Source organism: Legionella massiliensis, assembly GCF_000756815.1.
GTDB classification, from domain to species: domain Bacteria; phylum Pseudomonadota; class Gammaproteobacteria; order Legionellales; family Legionellaceae; genus Tatlockia; species Tatlockia massiliensis.
Genome location: NZ_CCVW01000001.1, coordinates 996117 through 1021576, shown reverse-complemented (window position 1 = coordinate 1021576; position 25460 = coordinate 996117). Strand labels below are relative to the sequence as shown.

The window sequence follows — 25460 nt, the reverse complement described above, 5'->3', positions numbered from 1 at the left end:
GACTAGATGACATTAAAATAAGCTTAAGGTTTGTGCCTGATTATTAATAGTTATTATTAGATTCCGAACAAAAGCAAATTTGACGATGTATAAAAATCTACCTAACCTGCCTATGGCTCTTTATGGCGGGGACTTTAGTGTTAAACCTGAAAATGTTCTTTTTGCAGTTATTTAAATGAGGAATTTCACGAGAATATTCAATAAAGTCATTTTTGCTATAGTCTTTGATAATTGATCGCCAAAAACGATAAGCACCTTGATTGCCAGGCATAACCATTACTTCCCACTCGCCAGGGTATTTCTTAAAACATTGCTCTGCCACATAACGGCCAATACCTTTGTTTTTAAATTTCCTAGCGATAAAAAATTGTGCCATATTAAAATCAACTTCAGCTTCACTTCCCTTTTTGTCGACTATAGCAAAACCTGCTATCTCGTTTTCATAACGGACTATAAACGGAAATGAATGTTTATCTTCCCAGTATTTTTTAAAATCAATGCACTCATACAAGCCATCTTCTGGAATTTCCCAACCCTCTTCGCTGCCCAAATACTCACTCATGTCATAAACATAAAATCTAGCCAGATTCTGAATGGTTACATAGTCTTTCAAAGTAGCTGGTGTGAGCTTAATTTTATTGTAATCAGCAGATGGATTGTGAATAGAGTACCAAGCTACATCGCTATCTCCATATTTCCCTATACCTACATAGCTCATGCCTGCTTTTTCTAATACCCGACGTGAACGTTCATTTTGGAGATGCGTGTCGGCAACAAGTTTATCAATAGAAAGAGATTGAAAACCCCAGGCAATTAGTGCCTTTGCAAGCTCAATACCGTAGCCTTTATTCCAAGAAATTTTGTGCAAGGCATATCCGACTTCAATATCGGGTTGGCTATCATCATAAGCAATATAGATTAATCCCGCCCGGCCAATGAATTGGCTGCTCTTCTTTTCGAATACAGAGCCCAGGCTAAAGCCATGCTTCTTATAGTGCCTAATGGCTTTCTCTAAGCCATGCATTATTTCATCCTTAGTGCGCACCCCCTGACCAATATACTTCATCACCTCAACATCAGTTTGTAAGGCATATAAGTCATTAAAATCAGAGAGTTCTGGCGTATTAATAATTAGGTTTTTAGTTTCCAAAAAACGACTCATTAGGTAGCTCGGTAAAAAATTTATTCACTAATGATATCGCGAAAGTTACAACAGAGGTCAACTCTAATAATTATCAGAGAGCACTGCGACCTATTGCTGTAGTTTTTACGTAGTTTCATCAATAAAGGCTTAAGTAAGGAGAAATAAACTTATACAGCCATAAAAGTTTTGGGTTATAGCTCTTTACTCGAATAAAGGATTTGTGTTGCTCACAAGGCATTGCTACGTAGCGCAGCCGTCATTGCCTCGAACTTAAATTGGTTTCTACGAATGCATTAAATTAGAGGAAAGCTTGATGAAAATACGTGTAGTTTCATTTGATTATGATGGATGTTTGCCCATCGTTGATGTTTGTGGCACCAAATACAAAGATATACTTGTCGGTAACAAAATACTGTTGGATAAGCTTAAAAGGGAGAGTGCGGCTTATCAAAAATCCTATGGTTTTGTTGGGTCGAACAGACAGTCGTTTGCAGTAGATTTTAGCAACGGGATAAGCAAATTAAATGGTTCTTGTTTTCCTGAAATCAAGCGAGTCTGTGAATATATAGGCTTAGAATTCGATCCCTTCCTGCTCGCAGATATTCATGATGATTTACCTGATGGCGAGTCTTGCAGGCGAGCGATGGATAAAGATTATCAAGGTCACCATGCAAACTGGGATTTTGATGAATATAAAGCAACGATTATCTATACCCAAATTCAGCGAATCGCCAATAAACACCCGGATGCAGAGATTGAGTTTGATTTTTTTGATGATCGCCAGGATATACTTGATTCCCTTACACGTTTTTATAGAAAACATCCCTATTTAATACCTAAGAATGTGACTTTGCGTTTACATCAATATGAGGCAGCTCGAGAAGGTGTTGATGCGGGTAAACAAGTGGTAGAAATCAAGGGAACAGGCTTTATCGATGCCAATTATAAAAAGACTAATCAAGAGATGGTAAGACTAGTACCTGCCAGGGGGCCAATGATTAATGTGGGGGAAGATCTTGATCCTGCATTATTAACGGTGCGCACTCCGCTTGGCGATTCGCTACCTAAAACAGTCCCTCTTGAAAAGCCCACTAAACAGCCCCTGCCAACACAACAGCTTCAAGGTATAAAACTGTCCTCTGGTAAAGTGCTTACAGTAGCTCAAGCAAAAAAAACTATCACTGCCTATATCCTTGAGACATTAAAAAATAGACAGATTAAAACACGCGAAGAGATTTCCAGTGATGAGCTCGCCGGTCGCGACCATCCCTTTGTAGTCGGTTATTTTCATAAGTCAAAACTAGCTTATGTTGGCGACCGTTTTTATTCTGCCTACGTTGATAAGCAGGGTCAGCTAAATATTGCCTATAAAGATGCAACCTCAGGCGACTGGATTCCAGTAATTGAAGATGCTCATCTAGCAAATATTCTGGGGCATGAGGGCTTACTCAATCAGATTTTGGAGGCGAGTGCTAAACCTCAAGCTAGCCTAGTTGGCCAGAGTTTTCTTGATCCAAAACTTTCCCCAGCGCAACAACAGACAAAGCAACTGGTCGCTCAATTTATACGTGATCAGACAATAGAACACCGTCTTAAGACGAAAACCTCTGGTACGCATGTCGATATTCCACAAGGTGCCTTCGGCAATACCACTCCCTTTAGAGCGGGTAAGAGTTACCGATCCGGAACCTGCTATGTATCGAATAATTTAATTTCTGCGAGCTTTAATAACGAAGGCCAATTAGAGTTTTATCGTAGTAAAACTGGCAACGGTCACGATTGGGGACGAATATCTGATGTGGATGCGCTGGAGAATTATGACCTAATCAAGCAACTTGCTGCATCTCAACGTGCCAAGCATCAGGCAATAGAGGAAGCAGAGAGGGTAGAGGTCTGTACTATATCCTAGTATGTTCTTCGCGAAGCTCCTAGCCGTCAGGATATGGGCTGCCAAGCCCAGCATTTTCCTCCGACACACATAAACGCTGGGCTTAACAGCCCAATAGCACTTAGAAAGCTGTGTAAAAAATGCTTTTTGTCCCCTCTCCACCGCGCGTAGCGTGGGGGAGAGGGTTAGGGACACTGCCATTAAGTTAAGGATAGTTTTGTCATTCCCGCGAAGGCGGGAAACTATTTCTAGCTAAGTACAGTGCCAATGTAGAGATGGTTTCCCGCCTTCGCGGGAATGACAAATTCTCTTAACTTAACGTCAGTTATGGATACCCCATCCCGAATTCCCGCGGCTTGACCGCGGGATCTATGGGCTCAGAGTGAAGAGCTTCTAACCAGCGGATCCCGCGGTCAAGCCCATAGGTATCTACACAAATGTCCCTCCTTGTCTCAACATTACGTCATCCAGAGCGTAGCGAAGGATCTCCTGAATGTGGCACCGTGCCAATCCCAGAGATCCTTCGCTACGCTCTGGATGACGTGCGTCTATTACAGTCACTTGTGTAGATACCTATGGACTTGACCGCGGGGATTCGGAACGGATTAGAGGATTTTTATTGTTTGTCCCTTACTAGATACAATCACAGAGGCTCTAGGAAAAGGCTTTGTCCTGAGACAGAATGATGATAATAATAGAATTCTAATGACACCTAAAAATACTTACGAACAAGGAGAGCAGCATGTCAGTTAACAGCATAAAACCCCTAGTGACTGCAACAGCAGTTAACACTGGAGGACGAAACGGTCATTCGGAAACAAGCGATCATTCTGTCAGCGCCAATTTTTCCGTTCCCAAGGCGATGGGAGGCCCAGGGTTACCAAATACGACAACACCGGAACATCTTTTTGCAGCGGGTTATGCTGCCTGCTTTGGTGGAGCCTTAGAGTTTGTGGCAAGCCAACACAAGAAGAGTGTTGCTGGAACAACTGTTACCTGCCATGTTTCTGTTGGACCTCGTGAAGGTGGTGGCTTTGGTATTGCTGTTAAAATGGAGGTTAATGTCCCCTCCCTGCCAACTGCTGAAGCACGTGCTCTAGTGCAAGAAACCCATGAAAAAATCTGCCCTTATAGCCATGCTACACGCGGTAATATCGACTTTGAACTGGACGTTAGTGGCCAATAATTACATACAAGATAGGCCGCTTTGCTGTTTAGCGGCACTATCTATTAATCAGGAATCTAAGGCTTTGGCTGAACACCTGGAGTTTCCTGAAATTATGATACTTTCTAAAGTTCCTAATTGGAGCTGTGCTCGTTATCAAAAGAAGGCATCATCCTGGTTTCTCTTTATGTAATCTATAATTTAGGCTTAGTGTTTTCTTTAGTCCCAAATTAGCTCTAAAATTTGACAAAAAGAAGAAGTAATCATAATATAGCGCATTTTTTGGAGATAACATTGGATAAATTTGCATTTTTTAAAAAACCAGCAGTAAAGGCTGCTGTCACTGTAGCTTTTGGTGTAGCCGCAATGACTGCATTTTATCTTACCTACAGCAATATGTATGCTGAACAACTAGATCAAACTCCAAGTTTTGGACTTTAATAGGTCAGCCCCTTCATTTCGAACGTAGGCTGGGCTGTTAAGCCCAGCCTACATCCTGCATTTACGCTTGATCCCTGCCAAACCTCTCTCAATTGTACTAGAATCATTTGACAATCAATTCAAAAAGCCCCCTTTGGAAAAAGGAGTTTTCAATGCGACAAAATATCTCCTATCTACCAAGAGAACTCAGCCGTATGGTTTCCTGGTCCCTTAGTCGTTTAGGGAAGGCCATCGTCGAAGTCTATGGAAAAGACGCTTATGAAAGGATTGAGCAGATTCAACTATCCATGCAAGACACCATTGGCAGTGAAACCTCTGTACTTAGGGATGTGCTTCATAGTCTGCAAATAGAGCTCTCTAAGCTTGACAGGAAAGCGCTTTATCAAATTGCGCATGGGTTTTCTCTGATGATGGAGCTCATTAATGTCTGCGAAAGCGCCTACCGTATTTTTCGTATCAATCAACGAGAGGAAAAAGCCTATACCGACCTGCCTCATGGTATGCATTACGTGTTAACTGCGCATCCAACAGAGGCTCGTACAGCTGAATTTCTAACGCTTTTCAAAGACATTCGTGACTATCTTGTTGAAGTGCTGAAGTCGCCCTATCTGATGAATGAATTTCAGCTGGATCAAATGCTTAAAATCTCGCTGCAGATTAATATTTCCAATCATGAAAAACCAAGTGTAGAAGACGAAGCACACTACATCTATCAATACGCACTCACCCCACATAACATCAAACTTTATCATTATCTGTTAACCAAGGGTGTACCCATTCAATTACGTTCTTGGGTAGGCGGTGATAAGGATGGGCACTCTGGTGTTAATGAAAAGATCATGGTTAAAAGTCTTGAGCTTTCTCGCTCCTTTTTTATTCACTACATTCAAAAATCTCTAAAAGAAGTTTTAGACATTATTAAACTCTCAACGGCATTATGTGAAAACAAGGCCTTGGTCACTCAGATCAATCAGCTTATTAAAAAAGCCCAGGGTCTTAGGAAAATACAAACAAGGGATTATGAAAGAGTCTCTGCATTCAAAAACGGATTAACTAGTATACAAACGGACGCGCTAGGTTTTTTAAATTTCAAACCCGAGCAATTTTCCATCATCACCAGCATTTTTCAGCTCTACCCTACTCTGGTCATACCTATAGAACTCAGAGAGGATTCATCGGTTGTCAAAGAAAGTTTAGCCAGTATAAAAAAAACAACCATCACTAAAATGCTTGAGCAAGTTTATTCTATAACTCATGGGACTGATCCTAAAAACTATATACGAGGCTTCATCCTCAGCATGGTTGAATCGGCTGAAGACATAAAAAATGGTATTAGCCTAGTTAAACAAGTCTTTAATAGCTACGTTCTGCCTGTTGTACCCTTGTTTGAAAATCAACTTGCCCTGACCAGCGCTGATACCATTTTAAATGAATCCATCACTGAGGATGTTAAGCAGAGACATCTTAAGCTCTGGGGTGGAAATTATGAGGTCATGCTGGGCTATTCCGATTCATCGAAAGAAAGCGGGGTATTGCCTTCACGACTCATGATTGCGAGAAGTCTAAGTTCGATTCAATCTACCTTGGAAAACAAAAAACTTCGCCCCATCTTTTTCCATGGATCCGGCGGCAGTATTGAGCGGGGAGGTGGCGACATCAAAGAGCAAACCGCTTCTTGGTCCAAGGAAATGATGGCTAATTACAAGGTGACGATCCAAGGAGAGATGGTTGCACGACTCTTTGGTTCGAGTTCTATACTCAAAAGTCAGATTGACAAATTCCTTGATATCTACTCACAAAAAGATAAATGCACTGATAATGGTTATCCCGAGACCCCTGACCTCTTTGGGGCAAACATCGGAAAAAATCTCCGTCATCCCGAATGCAATGAGGGATCTCCTGGCATTCAGGAGATGTCTCACTGCGTTCGACATGACGTAGGTCTTTGGGAAGATCTGTTATTATTTTGCACAAAAGTCAGTCAGAAATACAAAGCGCTTATACAAAGCGAATGGTTTTGGCCAACCATTGAACAGGCCTCACCCTATCATTTTTTGACAGAATTGAAGATTGGTTCTCGCCCGACCAAACGAAAAGCAGGACCCGATCAAAGAAAACTTCGAGCCATCCCCTGGATCTTATGCTGGACTCAAACAAGGCTTCTTTTTCCAACTTGGTGGGGTATTGGTTCTACCTGGTTAGAGCTCGATGATCTAGGAAAAAATAGACTTAAGATGCTTTATAAGGAAAACGCTTTTTTTGCTTCCTTTGTAAAACAACTTGGCGTAACCCTTTCTAAGGTTTACCTCCCTATTTGGGAACAATACCTGCAGCAATTAACGGGTTCCAATAAATATCTCAAGCCTTTTCAGTCAGAGCTCAAAGCAACCACCCTATTCTTTTATCAAATAACAGGTGAGAAAGACTTTTGTTTTCATCAACCCTGGCTAGGGGAAAGTATTCAACTAAGATCAACCTTAATCCATCCTTTGAATCTCATTCAAATTGAGGCGATGAAAAGAGAGGACTTGCCTCTTTTAAGAAAAACCGTTACGGGTATTTCCTGTGGGATGTTAACGACTGGGTGAATTGTTCAATACAAAACTCTATAACAATAGATTTAAGCTAACGCCCCCATATCGATAGCCCTAATTTGGTGAGTTTCTAAACGCCGAAGCTTGCCGGAGATTAGCAAAATAAGCAGTGATAAAAAGGTGTTGGGTAATAGGTCCATTAATTCCAAATCCCCATTGCATAACCGGGCTGGATGCGGGTGGAGTGTCTTTATAAAGAACTTACATAGACTACATCCTAAATTGAGAAGTGAGGTCTTTGCGGAATACAATTTATTGCATCTGGTGGAGAAAACAACCAGGTTAAAATCGGGTAACGGTAATCATCATAATGACCATAGCTGCTTTGAAAGAAAATTTTAGTTTTATTCCATACAAAACCATAAGTGGAATAAAGACCACTTAATCTCATTGTAAAACTTAATACGGTTCTGCTAGGTTCTAATATTGCAGGCCAGACGGTATAAGAGGCATTTGCGGCGTCAGCTCCACGCTTCCTCCACTTGGAAAGTTCAATATCAATTTCGTTGGTTTTATCAGGTCCAATTCCATTTGAAGGATAATTAAATAATCCTAAAACCACATTAGGATCTAAATTATCAACTCGTCCAATGAGATAAAACCAATATTGTCCGAAACCAAAGGAAGTTGTGGTAGAACTTCTGAGCAATACCATTGATCTTAGAGATCTTAAGATGGAGAGAACCCTTTTCATCAACCCATGCATTGTCACTAGACCAATGATTTCGACCTGCTCCTCCAAAGCCATCGTTAACCTCCCATTTTAGATTCGAAAAGGTGATTGTTTTTGTATAAGCCTTCGCTTCTATGAAAACAGCAATCAAGATAAGAAGAATGAGCACTCTTGTATTTGTCACAAGCATCTAAGGCTCCTCGATTATGCATATTTAATGTTTTTTAATTGTAGCTCTAAACATCCAGAGTGCTAGAGAAGTCGCTACAAACAGCCCAAGAGCGCTAAACCACATTGGAATAACATAACCTGCAACAACGATCGTCCAGCTATAAATCAGACGTAAAAGATGTATCAAAGCAACTATGCTAAATACGATACCTGCAACAATTAGTGGTAGCCTGTTCATTAGCTTTCCCTCCTCTTCTTGAGCGCTTGGAATTAACGCTTAAATCCAAAATAACTAAGCAAAACACCAAGAATTAAATCGATTCCAGCTGATAGGTAGGCAAATTTTGTGTTTTGCACAAACAAGATTGTTAACTTATCAATAACCGCTGGATAAAAAATTATGCTTATACCTTTCAACAAAATGAGCCAACCGATAATTGTTACCACAACCTGCCAATTCCACTTCCAAATATTGTGACTTACAACAATAAGCAATCCGAGGATCAGGGTAAAACAGCCTGTAACCAACATTAGTGGCGCATTGCTTATTAAAATTTGTATGTAGGCTGCAAACTGAGTCATGTTTATCAACATGGCGAGGCTGATAAGGATAAGGTAGAGGCCAAGCACTTTGCCTAAAAACTTCGATCGGTCCATTTTGAGCATTCCTTTCTATTTGTCCTTACTAGTAATTATAGAACTTAGTGATATCTGAGGTATTGAAAGCTATATCCCAGGGCGGCAGAAAACATGCATCTTGATGTTACTTGGGTATATTCCTATGCTAGCAGTTTCAAATTTCTTATAACCGCATTAAGCTAAGTTTCACAATTTAAACCTTGGCTGAAAAATGATTAGACTTCGTGAACCTTCCGCTGCGGATGAGGATGTATTTATTTCTACAATGCAAACTAGCCGCGATTTGCATTTTCCTTTTATAGCGGCTCCCTGCTCTTCTGAAGAATTCCAAACCTACTTAAAGAAAAGCAAACTAGAGACAGAGCAGTATTATCTTGCCTGGAATGACAAGCAACAGATTATTGGGGTCTTTAATATCAGCGGTATTATGCGAGGTGTCTTTAAAAGTGCCTATTTAGGCTATTACGCATCGATAGATTATGCTGGCAAAGGGTTAATGAGTCAGGCATTAAAGCTTGTTCTTCGCGAGATCTTTACTTCTTTAGACTTACATCGGATTGAAGCAAATATTCAACCAGGCAATACCTCATCTATCCAATTGGCAACAAGAAATGGCTTTTTAAAAGAGGGCTTTTCTCCTCGCTATTTGAAAATCTATGGCATTTGGCAGGATCATTTTCGTTTTGCCCTAACCTTTGAAGATTGGTTAGCAAATCAAGAATAGGGAGTAGAACTATGCAGATAGAAAGAAAATTAAGACCTCTCTTTTTCCTTGGAGCCAGCTTATTATTTTCCCCAACATTGAAGGCAACTGAGCAACCCTATGTAGCTCAGATTAGCCATTTTGTTTCTAGCCACCAACAAGAGCAACTTTCCTTATTAGAAAAATTAGTCAATATAAATAGCGGTACATCTAATCTCAGTGGGGTTCATCAGGTAGGAGAGCTTTTGCGCCCGCAGTTTGAAGCACTCGGTTTTAAGGTGCGTTGGCAAGAGGAGCCGGCTGAGATGCACAGGGCTGGGACCTTGATCGCCGAACACCCTGGGCGCAAGGGAACAAGACTACTGCTTATTGGGCATCTTGATACTGTTTTCCCTGCAGACGGAGCCTTCCAAAGGTTCGAGCAGCAGGGAAACTATGCATCTGGACCCGGAATTATTGATGATAAGGGAGGAGATCTTGTCATTCTCTATGCCCTAAAGGCCTTGCAGGCAATAGATGCCTTAGCTGATGCTAATATCACCGTGATCTTAACTGGGGATGAAGAAGATTCCGGTAAACCCACCTCAATTTCCAGAAAACCCTTATTTGCTGCGGCTGAACAAAGTGATATCGCCTTAGATTTCGAGTGGGCCTTTACCAAAGATACAGCAACCATTGCCCGCAGAGGCATTAGCAGTTGGGAAATCAAAACTGAAGGAAATGAAGCCCATTCTTCGCAAATCTTTCAACCAGAAATTGGCTATGGCGCCATTTATGAGTTAGTGCGAATTCTTGATACGGTGCGTAAACAGCTTTCACAAGAACGTTATTTATCGATTAATCCAGGAATTATACTTGGGGGAACCGACCTGAATTACGATGAGAAAAATGCCCATGGCCTGGCCTTTGGTAAGGGAAATGTCATTGCAAAATCGGCCTTAGCCAAAGGCGATTTGCGCTTTCTTAGTAAAGAGCAGGAAGATAAGGCCAAGGGAGCAATGTCTACTATTGTTAACTCGCATTTAGCTGGCACAAAAGCAACTATCGCTTTTCAAGCTGGCATTCCTGCCATGCCACCTGCTTCGGAGAATTTAACTCTGCTAAAAAAATACAGTCAGGCAAGTGTTGCTTTGGGCTATGGAGAAGTTAAAGCGCTCGATCCAGGGGTTAGAGGAGCAGGAGACATTTCATTTATTGCGGCAAGGATGTCTGCTTCATTAGCAGGCTTGGGACCAATAGGTACTGGAGCTCATTCGGATAAGGAAACCTTGGATATTCAATCACTAGGGATGCAAACCCAACGTGCGGCCTTAGTGATGTATTGGTTAATCAATGAAAAAAGGAAAGAAAACTCATGAAAATTAGTGTTGAAGCCACCATCCTGGCACCCATAGAAAAAGTGTGGCGAGCCTATACAACAGCCGAGGACATTAAACAATGGAATGCTGCATCAGACGATTGGCATACGACTACCGCCAAGGTAGATTTACGCGTGGGCGGTAGCTTTTCTTCACGCATGGAAGCAAAGAATGGCAGCATGGGTTTCGATTTCGCAGGAACTTATACAAAAATCGTAGAAAACCAGTTAATTGAGTATTCCTTAGGCGATCGTAATGTAGAGGTCGAATTTAGCAAGGCTTCGGAGGACTCTGTAACTGTTCGTGTAACCTTTGACGCTGAGTCGCATTATCCAATTGAACAGCAGCAACAGGGATGGCAAAGCATCTTAAATAATTTTAAGACCTTTGTTGAAACACAGTAACTTAACGTCAGTTATGTAATCAAGGTTTCATTTAAGATTCGCCTGCAAGCGCGTGATTTCGGCAATAGCGCTCCAGTCCTTATTTTCCATCTGATGAGCCATAGCTATAATGAACTTGTCTTTAATCACATTCGCGATACCCGGCACAACGCCCTTTTGCGCAAAGGCTTGTTGAAATAAACTGATGTCTTTAAGGCCCCCTTTCATATCAAAATTCACATCATCAAAACTGCGCTCTTTAATTTTATCAACATAGAGCTGAAAGGCAGGATGGGCAAATATTGAATGAAACATCGTGTTGAGCATCGAGGTATCAAGCTGGCTTTTCTCGGCGAAGGTATAGAGTTCACTCATCGCTTCTATAGCGGTTACAAGAAAGTAATTCATGCATATTTTCATAACATTGGCTTGATAAGGCTCTGAACCGACAGGAATTACTTTTATGGAATAGGCTGCAAATAGGGGCTTGCATTGTTCAATGGCTTCAGTTGCTCCAGCCACGATGGTGGTGAGCTCTCCGCGAGCGGCAGCTTTGGGTACCCCCAAAACGTTAGCAGCAAGGTAAGTATTGCCATATAGTTGATGCAGTTCTGTTAATTTTTTGGATGTTTCAGGCATTATCGTTGAAGTGCCGACATGAATCGCTTGAGGCTGCATCAAGGGGGCAAAATTGTTTGCTATCTCCAAAACGGCCTGATCATCAAGAAGACAAGTGATAACAATCTCAGCATCCCTCACCGTCTCTTCAATGGTCTTAGCCCCTTTTGCTCCCGCCTCAATTAAAGGGAGCATTTTTTCTGCTGTGCGATTAAATACAGTTAAATCAAAATCAGCCTGCAATAATCGTTGTGCTAAAACGGTCCCCATTTTGCCAAGCCCGATCAAAGATACTTTCATAAACCACTCCTTTAGTTATTACATCCAAATTTTTAAATTTAAGCAGGCTCGGCACTTAAAACCTTCAACGCCAAGACACAAAAAATAAAAGCAGTTAATTTGTTAAGCATTTTTTGAGCTCTGACATTAGAAAAAATACGATCCTTCAAATAGACAAATAAGAAAACATAGAGAAAATTAATCACAGTGCCTGAAATCACAAAACAGCAGCCCAGGGTTAGCAATTGCAACCATACTGCCCCACGTTCAATATCTACAAATTGCGGTAAAAAGGTTAAAAAGAAAATACCTACCTTAGGATTCAATACATTGGTAAGCACGCCATTTTTATAGGATTTCCAAACAGAAACCCCTTGTTTATGCGGGCTAATTGTTTTGTTTTTTGCGCCAAATGCCTGCCATGCAAGATAAAACAAATAAAAAGCACCAACTAGCTTTATTAGATTAAAAACTAAGGGAGATTGCTGCAGGATACTGGACAAGCCTAAGGCCGAGGCAAGGGCATAAATAGCAATCCCTGTAGCTATACCAATTGTGGCAACCACACCATGTTTAAAACTATTCATGCTTTGGCTCGCGACGTACAAAACATCACTGCCGGGAGTCAAATTTAAAAGAATAGTTGCGCTAAGAAAGAAAATTAATTGAGTTGTATCAGGAAACATTGATTCTCCAGAGCTAGATCCAGACAGCAAACGATTCTAACACAAGCTCACAAAATACCAATTTACTTGAGCGGCTTGGTTTGACCACAATCTAAGAGACAATCATTTGTTCTATTCTTCTGCTCCTGCATACCTATCACGATTTTTTTTAAAAGAGTACTCATTTGCTCTTGTTCATCCTCATCGAGCACTTGAGTGACAGCAGAGTTTAACGAGGCCCACATTTTCTCAACCTCTGCCCTTAATTTCTCGCCTGTTTCAGTAAGATTGACCTGCATGACTCGTTTATCAGTGCAGGAAGCGGTTCTGGTGATATGCCCTTGGGCTTCTAATCGTTGCACCATTTTGGTGACTGTTGATGCGTCTAAACCTAGACGGCAAATGAGCTCTATCTGGCTTTGGCCATTGCGATCCCAGAGCTGCATGAGTAAGAGTTCTTGTCCTGGATAAAGATTAAGAGGCCGCAAGAGTTCGCTTGCCATCCCCCGATGTGTCCTTGCAAGGAGGAAAATCAGATAACTAAGTTCATTCCCTTTGACTGCATTTGGAAAACGCAAAACATCCTCATCTTTGCAGGGAAAGTCTTCTTTCTCACTTTTTCCTTTCATATTAACCATTTAAAACTCCTTATAGCCCAAGGCTTGACAAATACTTTGCCGACCAACTATATTTAAAATTAGTTGGTCGGCAAATATAATTTTAGGGTAGTCCCCTGAAATTCGCAATTAAGATAAAACGAGGAAATCTACCATGAAGAACTTAATACTTGAGGAACCACTTAGTAAAGGAGAGCAGACCTTTAAGAATCGAATTTTTATGGCTCCTATGACTCGCGCACGCGCTACCCAACAAATACCCACCGATTTGATGGCCGAATACTATGGGCAAAGAGCTTCAGCAGGACTTATTTTTTCTGAAGCAGCTCAGATCAGTCCTCAGGGCGTTGGATACTCTTTTACGCCAGGGATTCATAGCCAGGAACAGGTTGCTGGCTGGAAAAAGGTCACTCAAAAAGTGCATGCTCGAGGAGGACAAATTTACTTACAACTTTGGCATGTCGGCAGAGTTTCACATCCAGACTTTCACGATGGGGCGCTTCCAGTTGCTCCTTCAGCTATTGCCTTTGCAGGACAATCCTATACTCCTTCAGGCTTTAAGGATATTGTGAAGCCCAGAGCTTTGGAGCTACAGGAAATTAAAGGCATTGTTACTGATTTTAAGACGTCAGCAATACTTGCGAAGGAAGCTGGCTTTGATGGTGTGGAAATTCATGGCGCCAATGGCTATTTGCCAGCGCAATTCCTGGAGGATGGCTCCAATCAAAGAACCGATGAATACGGTGGCAGCCCGGCTAATCGAGCACGTTTTTTACTTGAGCTCACACAGGCAGTTATTGATGTTTGGGGAGCAAAACGAGTTTCTGTGCGTATATCACCGAATAACCCCTTCAATGGCATGAGTGATTCCAATCCAGAAGCGACTTATCTATACCTGGTTGAGCAGTTGGAAAAGTTAGGACTGGGTATGTTGCATCTCGTTGAACCAGTGCAATCTTTTAATGGAACCAAACCCTTAGCAGCGAAAATAAGGCAGCAATTCTCTGGGGTGCTGGTACTTAATACTGGCTACGATCTACAAACAGCTGAGGCAGCAATTAATGAAGGCCGCGCTGATGCAATTTCCTTCGCGAACAAATTTATTGCAAATCCTGATCTACCTGAACGTTTTGCCAATGGTTTGCCACTTAACACAGCAGATCCAGCTACTATTTATGGGGGAGCTGAAAAGGGTTATACAGATTACGCTAGGATGGAATAGTGCTGATTGTGCCCTATCAATGGCGTCGGCTTAAGTAAATTTATGCCGCATCTCCCCCTCTCTCTAACTCTCACTGCCATTAAGTTAAGGGCATTTGTCATTCTCGCGAAGGCGGGAAACCATCTCTACATTGGCACTGTGCTTAGCTAGAAATAGTTTCCCGCCTTCGCGGGAATGACAGAACCTTCCTTAACTTAATCGCAGTATCTCTCTAACTCTCTCCCCAAGGGGAGAGAGGACATATCGTCTTCGAACAAAACGAGCACCTGATTTTTTGTAAGACATTTCTTACAAGATTTACCAAACATGTCTTAATGACGAACAGCCTGAATTAAGCCATACTAATATTGTTGGAAGTTGCAAATTTCGGGACAGTGAAGTCCTTAAAGGGAAACAATACAAGGATGTATTGACCACAGGAAGTGGAATTTGCAACTGCCCTCTCCTATTTCTAGCAATCATTCTCAAATCTCACATCTCGTATGATATAATCAAACATTAACCAAAAAAGGCATAATTTGTGCATCTTAAAACCGAATTATTTTCTTCCTTAGCCCCTGATACCCGGCAGGAAATAAAGAAGAAAATATCAATCACCGATTTAGTCAATCTTGCTTCGACCTCAACACAGAACTGGTCTTTATTTCAGCCAATGTTGGAGGTTGATCGATTCTTACAGGCTGTTGTAAATAGCGATCACGAAACCGTTAAAAAGCTATTAGAAAAAAACAGCAATCTTCTTATTAAAAGAGGTTCTGTGACAGATGGAACCGGTAGAACCTTTGCAGATATTTCGGGTTTTGAATACGCACTTTGGGCGCTGGATAAACATCTATGGACCAAAATGCTTGATTGTTTAGCGCAGAACGAAGGGTCTAAGGCTATATTCAGCGAGTTAGACCGCCAATATAAGCAGGTCCAAGAAAAAGGGGTTCACTATCAGCTCAATGGTGAAGAATTTATAGAGAAACATTTTGATTTCGAAAATACCATCATTGATGCACTTGATACCCAGATTAATCGCTCCAATGCAAGGCTAGTGAATTGGGAAGAATTAGATCTGCTTTGGCGAACCAAGGTTGGCGGCGCGCAAAAACTTCTTCCTATGCATGTTGTTTATGAATACTGCTCGGATACACCTTTTGAGCCTCGACATAAATTCAGTACCCAACCTAATGCATCAAAGCAATTTTATAATTGGATAAGCCACGAGAACGAAAACTGGTTTAGTACGCTGTCTAAATTAGGGAGCGATTATGCGATATACAAAGGCGCTCAGCTTGCAGCTGTAAGATCAGGAGTAATTCGTGATGCAGCAACATGGTCGAATTGGGTATCTATTGATTTAAGCGCAATGGAGAGCCTCTATGAGGCAAGATTGGATGATTTAGACATCCTCAAATCATGGCTTCAAGAACAGCTAACAGCAAATAATCTTCCTGTTTTGGCAACCAGATGATAATCAACTGCTCATCAGTGAATACATAATAAACAAAAAGACGCTTAAAAAATCAAAATGCTCATACTGTGCTAATCTTTAGATGTAGCCTCTATGAGAAATTTTCAATGAAAACCATCATTATTGACTGGGATTTTCCACCAAATAACGTTGAAAAAGCCCTCCAAGATTTATTAAGACCAGACTGTAGAATCGTCCTGACCTCTGGCTGCAAAGATGTTGAAACAATAATAAATGAACTAAGGGAAAGAAATCTCTATCCTACTCAAGCTGAGTTAGAACAAAACTTGGTTATTCTGAGCTACGAAGAGCTCATAGAGGATGCTGAGAATCCGGCAGCAAATAATGGTGAACTGGGCGAGATACAATATGATCTATTGGATGCTTATAGTCCTGACAATTTAACGAAAAGCGAAACAACCTTTATTTCAACCAACAGAAAAGCACGTGAGGCAGTTAAGGACTTTGCTGAAAATCGTGAAAGTGTTCTCCCCCAACCAACCCTTTTAAAACCCTATCAGGCAAACCCATCTGATTTTGCAATGAGAGATGCGGAAAGAGTCTACTCCTCTACTGGAAATACTTTTGTGTCTTCTGATGTTTATACAGTAACGGAAACAAGAGACGACTCTTCGGTATGGTACGCCAAGAAAAAAGACATTTCCAAATTACCCCGTGTTCAATTAGAAGTATTTATCAGTGAAACCTACCGCATGCTCCTTGGTAATCACCTGCCTCAATCCAAGTATCTACTTAGCGAAGATGGAAAACATGCCATTGTTCTTTCCAAAGAGGTAGAGGGATTTACAAATATGAATAATCCCCAACCAATCGCCAAGTTAGAGGAAAATGGATTCAAAGGAGTATTGCCTACTTTATTTTTGAGCATGTTCTTGGAAGAGGCAGATCTCAGAGTAGAGAGTATGGGCGTCGATTCTAAAGGAAATTTTGTCAAAATTGACAATGATGGGGCCATTGCTACTCTGATATTCAATGTGAAAGGAACTGCTGCTGAGCAATATTCGTTTAGCCAAGAAGACCTTGAGAACCCTCATAATCCACAAAATTTTGAATCCCCTAACTGGCAAACAGAAGATTTTCACAACAAAGAGTTAAAGACAGAGGCGAACATGGCGGAGTTGTATGGCCTTTGGCAGAAAATGCTGCTAAATAAACCGGCTATCTTTCAGCTTTTAGAAGATACAATTGACGATCCTACCTGTAAACAGCAGGTAACTGCCAAGATAACTGCTAAATTTCAACGTTTCGAGCAAATGTTAGTAAATCACCCTGGATATAATCAGTTTCTAGCCAACCAAGTACAACCTCAACAGCAATCCTACAAAACAAACCTAACGGAGTTGAGACAAGAGCAAGAGCCAGATTTAACCACAGAGCCGCAACGTGTTTTAACCAGTTAGGTTAAAATAAGACCACAAAAGGTGTATACTTTCATTAAGTCCTATTTTTTCGAGGCCCTTATGTCTAAGCCAGCACAATCTAAATGGCATGAGATTAAGAAACAATCTGAAGCCGAAATTAATTTTGCTCCGGTAAATAATCCATCAAGAATAAAACGACTCTATCTTGATACACAAATAGGTAGTCCTGTTGATACAGTGGAAGAACTGGATGCCCAACGAAATAATTTAGGGCCTAAAGACACCCAAACTGAACTAGCAGATCAGCCTAAGGAACCAGAATCTAGTAGCCCACGCCCCTGATGTTAAGTGCTACTTAATGGTTACCCCTGTCTGTCATTAGGAACACAACCCTTCGTCATTGCGAATGGAGTGAAGCAATCCAAGGTTCAAAGCACCGAACTCTGGTTTGCTTCGTCACGTTGTTTCTCGCAATGACAGGACTGGATTCCTAATGGGCTGCTCTACTACATTCCTGTTTTAATATTCAGACCAATCAAACAAAAAACACACCACACTGTATTATAATTATGCATATATCCTGTATTTTTTATATGGTGTTCTTATGTGGGATAAAACTAGCGGGCTAACTGAAGCTATTTCTGGGGTCAATCAGGTAGTCAACGATGTGAGAAAGGACCCTGATGCATTAATGCTGATGCAAATGGCGCCTTATTTGGATAAGTTAGGAATTTCTGTACCAGAAGTACCTGACATTTCAAGCATTCTAATAGAGTCACTGCAATCCTTAGTGCCCAATATGAATATTTTAACTCGTACGGGAAACTACGCCGAAAGCATTCAGGCAGACGTAAAGACCAAGGCCTTCGCTATTCACCAAATTTTGGGCATTCTGGAAGAGCATAAAAAAATTAGTTCTGAGCAGTGTACGCGCTATAGGAAAAATGTTTTTACAACGGCCGTTGATAGCATAACGACCATAGATGAACTTAAAAATCCCATTAACAAAGCGGGCAAGGCCTTAGATAATATAAAAAGCTTCTTTAGTGAAACAGTGAAGTCATTAATAGGTGAAGAGGTCAAAAATGAAATCAAGCGCTCATTGAAAGGTTCAGACAAGGGAAAACCCAAAGAAACTGAAAATATGGATACTAAATCAACTAAGAATCGCGATTCTAAACCAGAAGTGAACAAGAAAGGCGGTAAGCAAGAAAACCAGATAACTAAAGAAAAACCCCCTGAGGAAGAAAACAGTTTCTGGTCTAGTTTTAGCCAAGTTGGTAGAGAGGTCTTATCTTTTGCCCAAGTTGCAGTAGCGACTAGCCAACTTGCGAGTTCGCTTCAACCCACAAATGATTTTGATATTAGCAAAAATGAAAGCTATGCCGAGAATATTGATACCTACATCACAGAAAAAAAGGAGATAGCTCATCTTAAAAATGTTTCTGGTGCTAAACGTGTTGAACGTGAGAAAGAGGTTGATGCTAGGATCGATAGAGTTGCAAATAATGATCTTGGTGATGATGCTTTGAGTAGAGCTATGTTATTTACCGAAAAAGTACTTACAAAAGTGGGCGATGTCTTAACGCCCCTAGTTACCAGTCTTACTTTAGCTCTCTCTAATATTAATCAGGATAGAATTTCAAAACATAAAGCCTTTGCCCAGATTGCCCATGAGTTGAATAAAGGCGGGCATTTCAATATCAATGAATTGCAAACTTATCAGCAACAGTTGAGTCTACAAAATCCCCAAGCCTTATTAGAAAGATTAGAAACCCTTAAATTAGATGCCAGAGAAAAAGGATGCAATGATGCGTCTTTTTATGAGGATGTAAATGCTCAAATTAAACAAGTTGAAGAACTTATCCAACAATATAAAAATTTAGAAAATAACCTTTCTGAATCAATTCAGTCGCTCCGCGGCCTGAAAAGCGATATTGAACACTATCGTGATGAGCGCTCTGACTCCCCTCTGCGAGATGCCTGGGTTGAGTTTAGAGATATTAAACCTGAGACAGGACGCACAAAAGAAGTGAAGGTGAGTGCTGCAAATCATCTTGCTGAAGAAGTCCAAACTGGAAAAAAAGCTTATGGCAAATATGAAGACCTAGCGCTGGAAGAAGGGGATTTATCTAAAAAGGCTCAAGCCTTTCAAAAATATAAAACACGCTTTCAAGAAAGCGTAAAGGCGTTTGACAAGCCAGAGCTAGAACAAGAACATGTTACGACGACTACTTTCTATAAAGGCTAAGATAATTAGGGAAAGAGTACTGTAGGCGTATAGGCATTAAGTTAAGGAATGACAAATGCCCTTAACTGGCTAGGGTGAGGGGGTATTCTTATCTTGGCGACAAGCCCAGCTTACAGAATATGCAACAACGCCGAATAACATTGAGATAAGGAAAAAAATCATGTGGAATAAAGGCACACCAAATCATGAAATTGCAATGTTTAACAAACAATTTGAAAAAAAAATAAGCGACGCTAAGGGTTCAATTACCAGAGCAATCAGTTGTTGCAAAGAGGAAAATACAGATTTGGATGATATGCATGCGCTTATCACTAAGGCTAAGTCATTAGAACAAAAGCTTGCTCCATTCCAACAACTAAAAGACGCCTGGCTTGATAAATTGTCAAACTCCACCCTACTCTCTCCCGATGAGCGAATGCAATTGGCAAGTTTAGCGTTTGAAACCAAGACAGCCCATGAAGACATTGCTCGGCAAATGATAGAGCTTGATGGATTGATTGTAACTATTGTCGAGAAAAATGCGACCAATACAGCAACGATATAAGATGCTTAAGAAAAACTGATTAACTCATTCCCAAAAGGAAAGTAAAACATTTAAGGGAGTCAACGGACTATGCAAGGGGAAAACCTTGCCGAAGTTAGTTTGGGATAAGTTTTTGCCTGACTAAAAAATCATGGGCAACTTTCTCCGGGCTGATTTTTTTGACGTCGACCAGATAATTTAAATCTTGCATTGTTTTATTATCGAGGCGCCCAAGTAAGGGCGCCAAGGCTAAAGCAACTTGGGGATATTGTTTAAGGATAAGGCTGCGGACAACCGGAGCAGCATCATAAGGCGGATAAAAATGCTGATCATCCTTTAATAGACGAAGTTGAAACTCAGGCACCCTGCCATCCGTTGTAAAAGCCTCAATAACTTGTACCTTATCGTGCTTAATCGCTTGATAAACCAGATTTGTTTGCATCTGTACGATTTTCGCAAAACCAAGATGATATTTCTGGCTAAGTCCTGGTAAGCCATCAGGACGTTTAAGGAATTCTGCTGGCGCGGCGAGTATGAGCTCATTGGCAATGAGGCTCAAATCACTCAGATTCTGCAAATGGTGTTGCTGGGCAAATTCGTCCTTAACAGCCAAGGCTTCGGAATTCTCAAATCCAAAGGGGGCTAACCAGATCAAATCAAAATTTTTCTTGTAGAGATTGCGAACCTCATCATAGGTTTGTTGTGAGCTTTTAATTTGCTCTTTTTTAAGTACAACAAGATAAGCTGTGCCGGTATATTCGGGATAGAGGTCAATTTGCCCTGCTTCTAGTGCATTTTGTAAAATCGCTGTAGTTCCAAAATTAAATTTCTTAACAACCTGTAAATCTGTTTTTGCCTCAATTAACTCAGCCATCAAATAGCCTAATACGTATTGTTCCGTAAAATCTTTCGTCGCAATTACAATCTGGTTTTTGGAGTTTTTAGCTGCAGCAATCCAGTTGTCAGTAGCAAAAAAAAGCAAGCTGCTGATGACAAAACAGACCAGCGCTATTTTTGTTTTTTTAAGGCGCAACCTTAAACGGCTGCGCGGCGATAGCAATAGGGTCAGGGTTGCAAGGACATAGTCGATGATTAAAGCAAGCAAGGCGACTGGAATTACACCTAACAAAATGAGCTGAGGATCATTTAATGATAAGCCCTGAGTAATAAAATCCCCTAAGCCGCCTGCACCTATAAAAGCTGCGATTGTAGTAATACCAATAGTCATGGCCATGGATGTTCTAATACCCGCCATGATAACGGGCAACGCAAGCGGAAATTCGATAAGGGCTAAGCGTTGCCAACGGGTAAAACCTAAGCTATTTGCAACCTCTAAATAGTCTGATGAAACGCCCTTTAAGCCAGTATAAGTATTGGCAGTAATTGGTAATAAAGCATAGATAACGAGAGCAATTAAGGTGGGGAGCAAACCTATCCCTACAAAGGGAATCAAAAATCCTAATAAGGCAATACTTGGTATCGTTTGGAATAGACTCGTCATGCCCAGGATAACAGGCCTAAACCTTGGCAAAGAGCTGATTAGCAGTCCTAAGCTAACACCAAGCAGGATAGCTAGAAGCATAGCTGAAACAGAGATGGCAATATGTTCACTTAGCTTGGTGTATATTTCAGCTAAATGTGAATTTAAGAATTGCCAATAATTATTCATTTAGCCACCCTAAGCAATTGCTTAACAAAATCGCTAGCAGGATAAGTGACTACCTCTTCTTTACTGCCAACTTGTTCAAGACTGCCCTGATGCAAGATGGCTACGCGATCCGCTAAACGAAAGGCTTCATTAATATCATGGGTGACGAAAATAATTGTTTTATTGATTTTTCTTTTTAAGGCAATAATTTCATTTTGCATTGCTTCGCGTGTAATGTTGTCCAAAGCGGCAAAGGGTTCATCCATTAAAATATAATTGGGATTGGTCGCCAGAGCTCGAGCAACACCGACCCGCTGTTGTTCACCCCCTGATAACTCATCAGGATAGCGCCCAACATAGTGTTCGGGTTGCAGATTAACAAGCTCTAACAATTGATAAACACGCCTCATACGCTGCGTTTTAGGAATATTTATCAGTTGCAAGGGAAGCGCTATATTTTTGGCTACAGTCAGATGAGGAAATAAGCCAATATGTTGAAATACAAAACCCATTGAGCGGCGCAACTGAATTTTCGGGTAATCCTCAATACGCTTCCCATCAATTGATATCATCCCCGATGTTGGTTGTAGTGCTTGAATGATCAGTTTTAATAAGGTTGATTTCCCACTCCCAGAAGTACCGACCAATACCAGTGTTTCACCATCAATGATGGTGAAACTAATGTTTTTAAGCGCATAAGTTAGATTCCCATCAAACGACTTAGAAACATTCTGAATTGTGATCATCGCTAGTTTAGAGTTCTTCGAGGAATATAACACTCTAACATCGTGCCGAGGTATCTACCAAAATTTAATCGGTTTAATAGACTGTTATACCCACTGAAGCAGTCTCTTGGCTTTGTCTTTGATAGCTTTTTATTTTATTGGCACTAAAAAAAGAAGGCCGATTTGAATAAAGGCAGGAGGCAATCTCATTCGCTATATCTACAGATACTTTTTCTTGGCGGACCAGATCAATCAGTAATGAAGCCGCTCTAACAGCAGTGCGCTCTCCATTCCTATCTAGATTTAAACGCCCATGACTATTATAAGGGGATAGAGCCTTAAGCAGAGCATCCCTGGCTTCTGGTGTTTTGTTTTGAAAAAGATTATTACCACCTAAGTTGATATAAGTCACTGTTGGAGGAATTGCGGAAATAATGGAGACCAGCTCTTCGGGACTTTTATTACCCAACCCGTTATTACTTAAATCAAGCTCACGAATAGTTGCTGGTAAGTTGAAGAAGGCTTGCTGTAGTTCTGCACTACTTTTGACACCAAAGCTATTGCTGCTTAAATTCAACGAGGTAACGCAGCTATCTATAAATCCGCTAAACGCCTGCTGCAGTTCTGCACCACTTATTTTCCAAAGACAATTCCAGCTTAGATCCACTGAATTAACTAAACTTCCTTTAAATCCGCTCAAGGCCTGTTGTAGTTCTTCACCACTTTTTCTGCCAAAGCCATTCCAGCTTAAGACCACTGATCTCACAGAGGTCTCTATAAATCCGCTAAAAGCTTGTTGCAGCTCCGCACCAGTTTTCTCACTAAATTTATTCCAGCCTAAATCCACGGAATTAACTAAGGTTCCTATAAATCCCTTAAAAGCTTGATGCAGTTCTATACCATTTTTTTGCCAAAAATCATTATTGCTTAGATCGACTGAGGTAACGCGGCTACCTATAAATCCGCTAAGGGCTTGCCCCAGTTCTTCACCCGTTTTTTTGTCAAATTTATTCCAGCTTAAAGCCACGGATCTAACGGGAGTACCTATAAATCCGCTAAAGGCTTGCTGCAAGCCTGCACCACTTTTTTTGCCCAAATCATTCCAGCTTAAGGTCACTGCAGTGACCGAACTGCCTATAAAACCGCTAAAAGCTTGCTGCAGTTCTGCGCCAGTTTTCCTGATCAATTTATTCAGGTTTAAATCCACTGAATTAACAAAGCTATTTTTGAGTCCAGAAAAACCCGCTCGCAGGTCATTAGCGCTTTGTTGCTTGATGTCTTTAATCCTTACCGCCACAGTACCAATATGGGACGCTAAGGCAGGAAAAAGCGTTTCAAATACAGCAATGTTGTTCTGACTTTCTAGAATAAATTCAACGCTTGTTTTCTCAGTGGGTATTCCTAAAATTTTTTGTTTAACTTGCTCAATGTCTTGATGCGTGCTTGAAGGGTTTAAGATAATTGTTTGCAACATGAATGATCAACCGTTAATTTTAAAAACTAAAAACGCAACATAGTACCATATTGATCAATTATCTTCCTCATGCTTATTTTAGTGACCGCATCCTTTGTACGTTGCAATAAATAAAAACCTTTAATCCACTCCGAATCCCCGCGGCTTGACCGCGGGGTCTTCAAGCTAGTGCCACTGGCAGATCCCACGGCCAAGACGCGGGATTTCGAGTCTTTTATGAGATTACATTTTTTTGCCCCCTACAAAGGAGTGCATCATCGCTGCCTAGTTGCTCAAATGATTCTTATGAACTAAATTAAACATAGTTACTATATTCAAGGATGATTTCAATGACCAAAGTTCACGCTTATGCGGCCAATAAAAAATCCAGCCCTCTTACACCTTTTGAATTTACCCTGGGAGAATTAGGCCCAGATCAGGTAGATATTAAGGTAGAGTTCTGCGGCATTTGCCACTCAGATTTATCGATGATTGAGAATGAATGGGGTCTTAGTAGTTATCCTGTTGTGCCTGGGCATGAGGTGGTAGGTACTGTTATGGCAATGGGAGAACAGGTTAAAACGCTCAAAATCGGTCAGCGGGTTGGTCTTGGCTGGTATAGCGGCAGTTGCATGTATTGTCATAGCTGTCTTCACGGCGACCATAATCTTTGTACAACAGCAGAATCAACAATTATAGGAAGACATGGCGGGTTTGCTGATATAGTCCGTTGCGATGCCTTATGGGCTCTTCCCTTGCCTGAAAAGTTGAATGCTGCTGATGCCGGCCCCTTACTCTGTGGTGGTATTACTGTATTTAATCCCATAGTGCAATTTGACGTGCGTCCCACTCATCGTGTAGGCGTTATTGGTATTGGTGGGCTTGGTCACATGGCGCTGCAATTCCTCAATAAATGGGGATGTGAAGTCACCGCATTCTCCTCTACAGCATCCAAAGAAGCCGAAGCGAAGAAAATGGGAGCCCATTATGTGGTTACCAGCAACGACTATAAGGCCTTTCAGAAATTAGCCGGGCAATTTGATTTTATCCTGAATACAGCCAATGCAAATCTTAATTGGACAGAGTATATGAATCTACTGGCTCCTCGCGGGCGCTTACATAATGTAGGCGCGATACCGGATCCTATGCCTATTTCAGCGTTTTCGCTTATCTTTGGCCAACACAGTTTATCCGGCTCACCGCTAGGAAGCCCTGCAACCACTCAGGATATGCTCGAGTTTTGTGTTCGCCATAATATCCAACCTATTACAGAGCATTTTGCGATGAAGGATGTTAATCAGGCGCTTGATCATTTACGAGCAGGGAAGGCACGTTATCGTATTATTTTAGATAATTAAGGGAAACCCCTTCCGCCCTTTAGGCACCTTCTCCCCTGAGGGGTAAAGGGAAAAACCGCAGAGGATGAGGGATAATAGGTCACTCCCCTTCTGCCATCCTG

Annotated in this window: 24 protein-coding genes; 14 read left to right on the top strand and 10 right to left on the bottom strand. The window is 41.2% G+C overall.

Annotated elements, in window-relative coordinates; all coding sequences use genetic code 11:
- Nucleotides 1-97: 97 nt before the first annotated feature.
- Complete coding sequence (locus tag BN1094_RS04325; protein ID WP_043873111.1) at nt 98-1162, bottom strand: GNAT family N-acetyltransferase; 1065 nt, start codon at nt 1160-1162, stop codon at nt 98-100.
- Nucleotides 1163-1457: 295 nt separating this feature from the next.
- Here BN1094_RS04325 and BN1094_RS18730 point away from each other — a divergent pair, with 295 nt between their 5' ends.
- From BN1094_RS18730 to BN1094_RS04310, 4 genes are all read left to right on the top strand, one after another.
- Nucleotides 1458-3053, top strand: coding sequence for a hypothetical protein (locus BN1094_RS18730; protein WP_052403131.1), 1596 nt, complete (start codon nt 1458-1460; stop codon nt 3051-3053).
- A 721-nt stretch (nt 3054-3774) separates the two neighbouring features.
- The gene (locus BN1094_RS04315) at nt 3775-4218 is read left to right on the top strand and encodes an organic hydroperoxide resistance protein (RefSeq protein ID WP_081934981.1); all 444 of its coding nucleotides are present in this window, start codon (nt 3775-3777) and stop codon (nt 4216-4218) included.
- A 273-nt stretch (nt 4219-4491) separates the two neighbouring features.
- Nucleotides 4492-4638 carry a hypothetical protein gene (locus tag BN1094_RS19765; protein ID WP_176695255.1) on the top strand — a complete coding sequence of 49 codons (147 nt, stop codon included), beginning with the start codon at nt 4492-4494 and terminating at the stop codon, nt 4636-4638.
- 152 nt (nt 4639-4790) lie between these two features.
- Nucleotides 4791-7226, top strand: a complete 2436-nt coding sequence (locus tag BN1094_RS04310) for a phosphoenolpyruvate carboxylase (protein WP_043873110.1) — start codon at nt 4791-4793, stop codon at nt 7224-7226.
- Nucleotides 7227-7449: 223 nt separating this feature from the next.
- Here BN1094_RS04310 and BN1094_RS18725 read toward each other — a convergent pair whose 3' ends face one another.
- The 3 genes from BN1094_RS18725 to BN1094_RS04295 all read right to left on the bottom strand — a co-directional run bounded on the left by BN1094_RS18725 (nt 7450) and on the right by BN1094_RS04295 (nt 8733).
- A complete protein-coding gene (locus BN1094_RS18725; protein WP_052403130.1) occupies nt 7450-7980 on the bottom strand; it encodes a hypothetical protein in 531 nt (176 codons plus the stop codon).
- Between the two features lie 139 nt (nt 7981-8119).
- The gene (locus tag BN1094_RS04300) at nt 8120-8314 is read right to left on the bottom strand and encodes a hypothetical protein (protein ID WP_043873109.1); all 195 of its coding nucleotides are present in this window, start codon (nt 8312-8314) and stop codon (nt 8120-8122) included.
- A gap of 32 nt (nt 8315-8346) precedes the next feature.
- Nucleotides 8347-8733, bottom strand: coding sequence for a hypothetical protein (locus BN1094_RS04295; RefSeq protein ID WP_043873108.1), 387 nt, complete (start codon nt 8731-8733; stop codon nt 8347-8349).
- A 193-nt stretch (nt 8734-8926) separates the two neighbouring features.
- On the opposite strand from BN1094_RS04295, the gene BN1094_RS04290 reads away from it, so the two are divergent.
- From BN1094_RS04290 to BN1094_RS04280, 3 genes are read left to right on the top strand one after another with little or no spacing between them, the layout of a single operon-like run.
- Nucleotides 8927-9439 (top strand): GNAT family N-acetyltransferase, encoded by a 513-nt coding sequence (locus BN1094_RS04290; RefSeq protein ID WP_043873107.1) that lies wholly within the window; start codon nt 8927-8929, stop codon nt 9437-9439.
- Nucleotides 9440-9450: 11 nt separating this feature from the next.
- Entirely contained in the window at nt 9451-10776 is a 1326-nt protein-coding gene (locus BN1094_RS04285; RefSeq protein WP_052403129.1) for a M20/M25/M40 family metallo-hydrolase, read from the top strand.
- Nucleotides 10773-11180: an SRPBCC family protein gene (locus BN1094_RS04280; RefSeq protein WP_043873106.1), complete on the top strand. Its 408-nt coding sequence runs from the start codon at nt 10773-10775 to the stop codon at nt 11178-11180. The genes BN1094_RS04285 and BN1094_RS04280 overlap by 4 nt, the downstream gene beginning before the upstream one ends.
- 27 nt (nt 11181-11207) lie before the next feature.
- Here BN1094_RS04280 and BN1094_RS04275 read toward each other — a convergent pair whose 3' ends face one another.
- The 3 genes from BN1094_RS04275 to BN1094_RS04265 form a co-directional block, all read right to left on the bottom strand.
- Complete coding sequence (locus BN1094_RS04275) at nt 11208-12077, bottom strand: NAD(P)-dependent oxidoreductase (protein WP_043873105.1); 870 nt, start codon at nt 12075-12077, stop codon at nt 11208-11210.
- Between the two features lie 38 nt (nt 12078-12115).
- Entirely contained in the window at nt 12116-12742 is a 627-nt protein-coding gene (locus BN1094_RS04270) for a LysE family translocator (RefSeq protein WP_043873104.1), read from the bottom strand.
- Between the two features lie 62 nt (nt 12743-12804).
- The gene (locus tag BN1094_RS04265; RefSeq protein ID WP_052403128.1) at nt 12805-13359 is read right to left on the bottom strand and encodes a MarR family winged helix-turn-helix transcriptional regulator; all 555 of its coding nucleotides are present in this window, start codon (nt 13357-13359) and stop codon (nt 12805-12807) included.
- 133 nt (nt 13360-13492) lie between these two features.
- On the opposite strand from BN1094_RS04265, the gene BN1094_RS04260 reads away from it, so the two are divergent.
- From BN1094_RS04260 to BN1094_RS04235, 6 genes are all read left to right on the top strand, one after another.
- Nucleotides 13493-14560, top strand: a complete 1068-nt coding sequence (locus BN1094_RS04260; protein ID WP_043873103.1) for an alkene reductase — start codon at nt 13493-13495, stop codon at nt 14558-14560.
- Between the two features lie 520 nt (nt 14561-15080).
- Entirely contained in the window at nt 15081-16019 is a 939-nt protein-coding gene (locus BN1094_RS04255; protein WP_043873102.1) for a hypothetical protein, read from the top strand.
- A gap of 107 nt (nt 16020-16126) precedes the next feature.
- On the top strand, nt 16127-17440 hold the full coding sequence (locus BN1094_RS04250) for a hypothetical protein (protein WP_043873101.1): 1314 nt from the start codon (nt 16127-16129) through the stop codon (nt 17438-17440).
- A 60-nt stretch (nt 17441-17500) separates the two neighbouring features.
- Nucleotides 17501-17743 carry a hypothetical protein gene (locus BN1094_RS04245; RefSeq protein ID WP_043873100.1) on the top strand — a complete coding sequence of 81 codons (243 nt, stop codon included), beginning with the start codon at nt 17501-17503 and terminating at the stop codon, nt 17741-17743.
- Nucleotides 17744-18005: 262 nt separating this feature from the next.
- Nucleotides 18006-19652 carry a hypothetical protein gene (locus tag BN1094_RS04240; RefSeq protein ID WP_043873099.1) on the top strand — a complete coding sequence of 549 codons (1647 nt, stop codon included), beginning with the start codon at nt 18006-18008 and terminating at the stop codon, nt 19650-19652.
- Nucleotides 19653-19812: 160 nt separating this feature from the next.
- Nucleotides 19813-20196 (top strand): hypothetical protein, encoded by a 384-nt coding sequence (locus BN1094_RS04235; RefSeq protein WP_043873098.1) that lies wholly within the window; start codon nt 19813-19815, stop codon nt 20194-20196.
- Nucleotides 20197-20290: 94 nt separating this feature from the next.
- Here the strand turns inward: BN1094_RS04235 and BN1094_RS04230 are convergent, their stop codons facing one another.
- The 3 genes from BN1094_RS04230 to BN1094_RS18720 form a co-directional block, all read right to left on the bottom strand.
- Nucleotides 20291-21844 carry a glycine betaine ABC transporter substrate-binding protein gene (locus tag BN1094_RS04230; protein ID WP_043873097.1) on the bottom strand — a complete coding sequence of 518 codons (1554 nt, stop codon included), beginning with the start codon at nt 21842-21844 and terminating at the stop codon, nt 20291-20293.
- Nucleotides 21841-22569: an ATP-binding cassette domain-containing protein gene (locus BN1094_RS04225; protein WP_043873096.1), complete on the bottom strand. Its 729-nt coding sequence runs from the start codon at nt 22567-22569 to the stop codon at nt 21841-21843. The genes BN1094_RS04230 and BN1094_RS04225 overlap by 4 nt, the downstream gene beginning before the upstream one ends.
- Nucleotides 22570-22642: 73 nt before the next feature.
- A complete protein-coding gene (locus tag BN1094_RS18720) occupies nt 22643-24022 on the bottom strand; it encodes a leucine-rich repeat domain-containing protein (RefSeq protein ID WP_052403127.1) in 1380 nt (459 codons plus the stop codon).
- Between the two features lie 329 nt (nt 24023-24351).
- Between BN1094_RS18720 and ahr the strand changes: the two genes are divergently transcribed.
- Complete coding sequence (gene ahr / locus BN1094_RS04215) at nt 24352-25359, top strand: NADPH-dependent aldehyde reductase Ahr (protein WP_043873095.1); 1008 nt, start codon at nt 24352-24354, stop codon at nt 25357-25359.
- Nucleotides 25360-25460 lie beyond the last annotated feature (101 nt).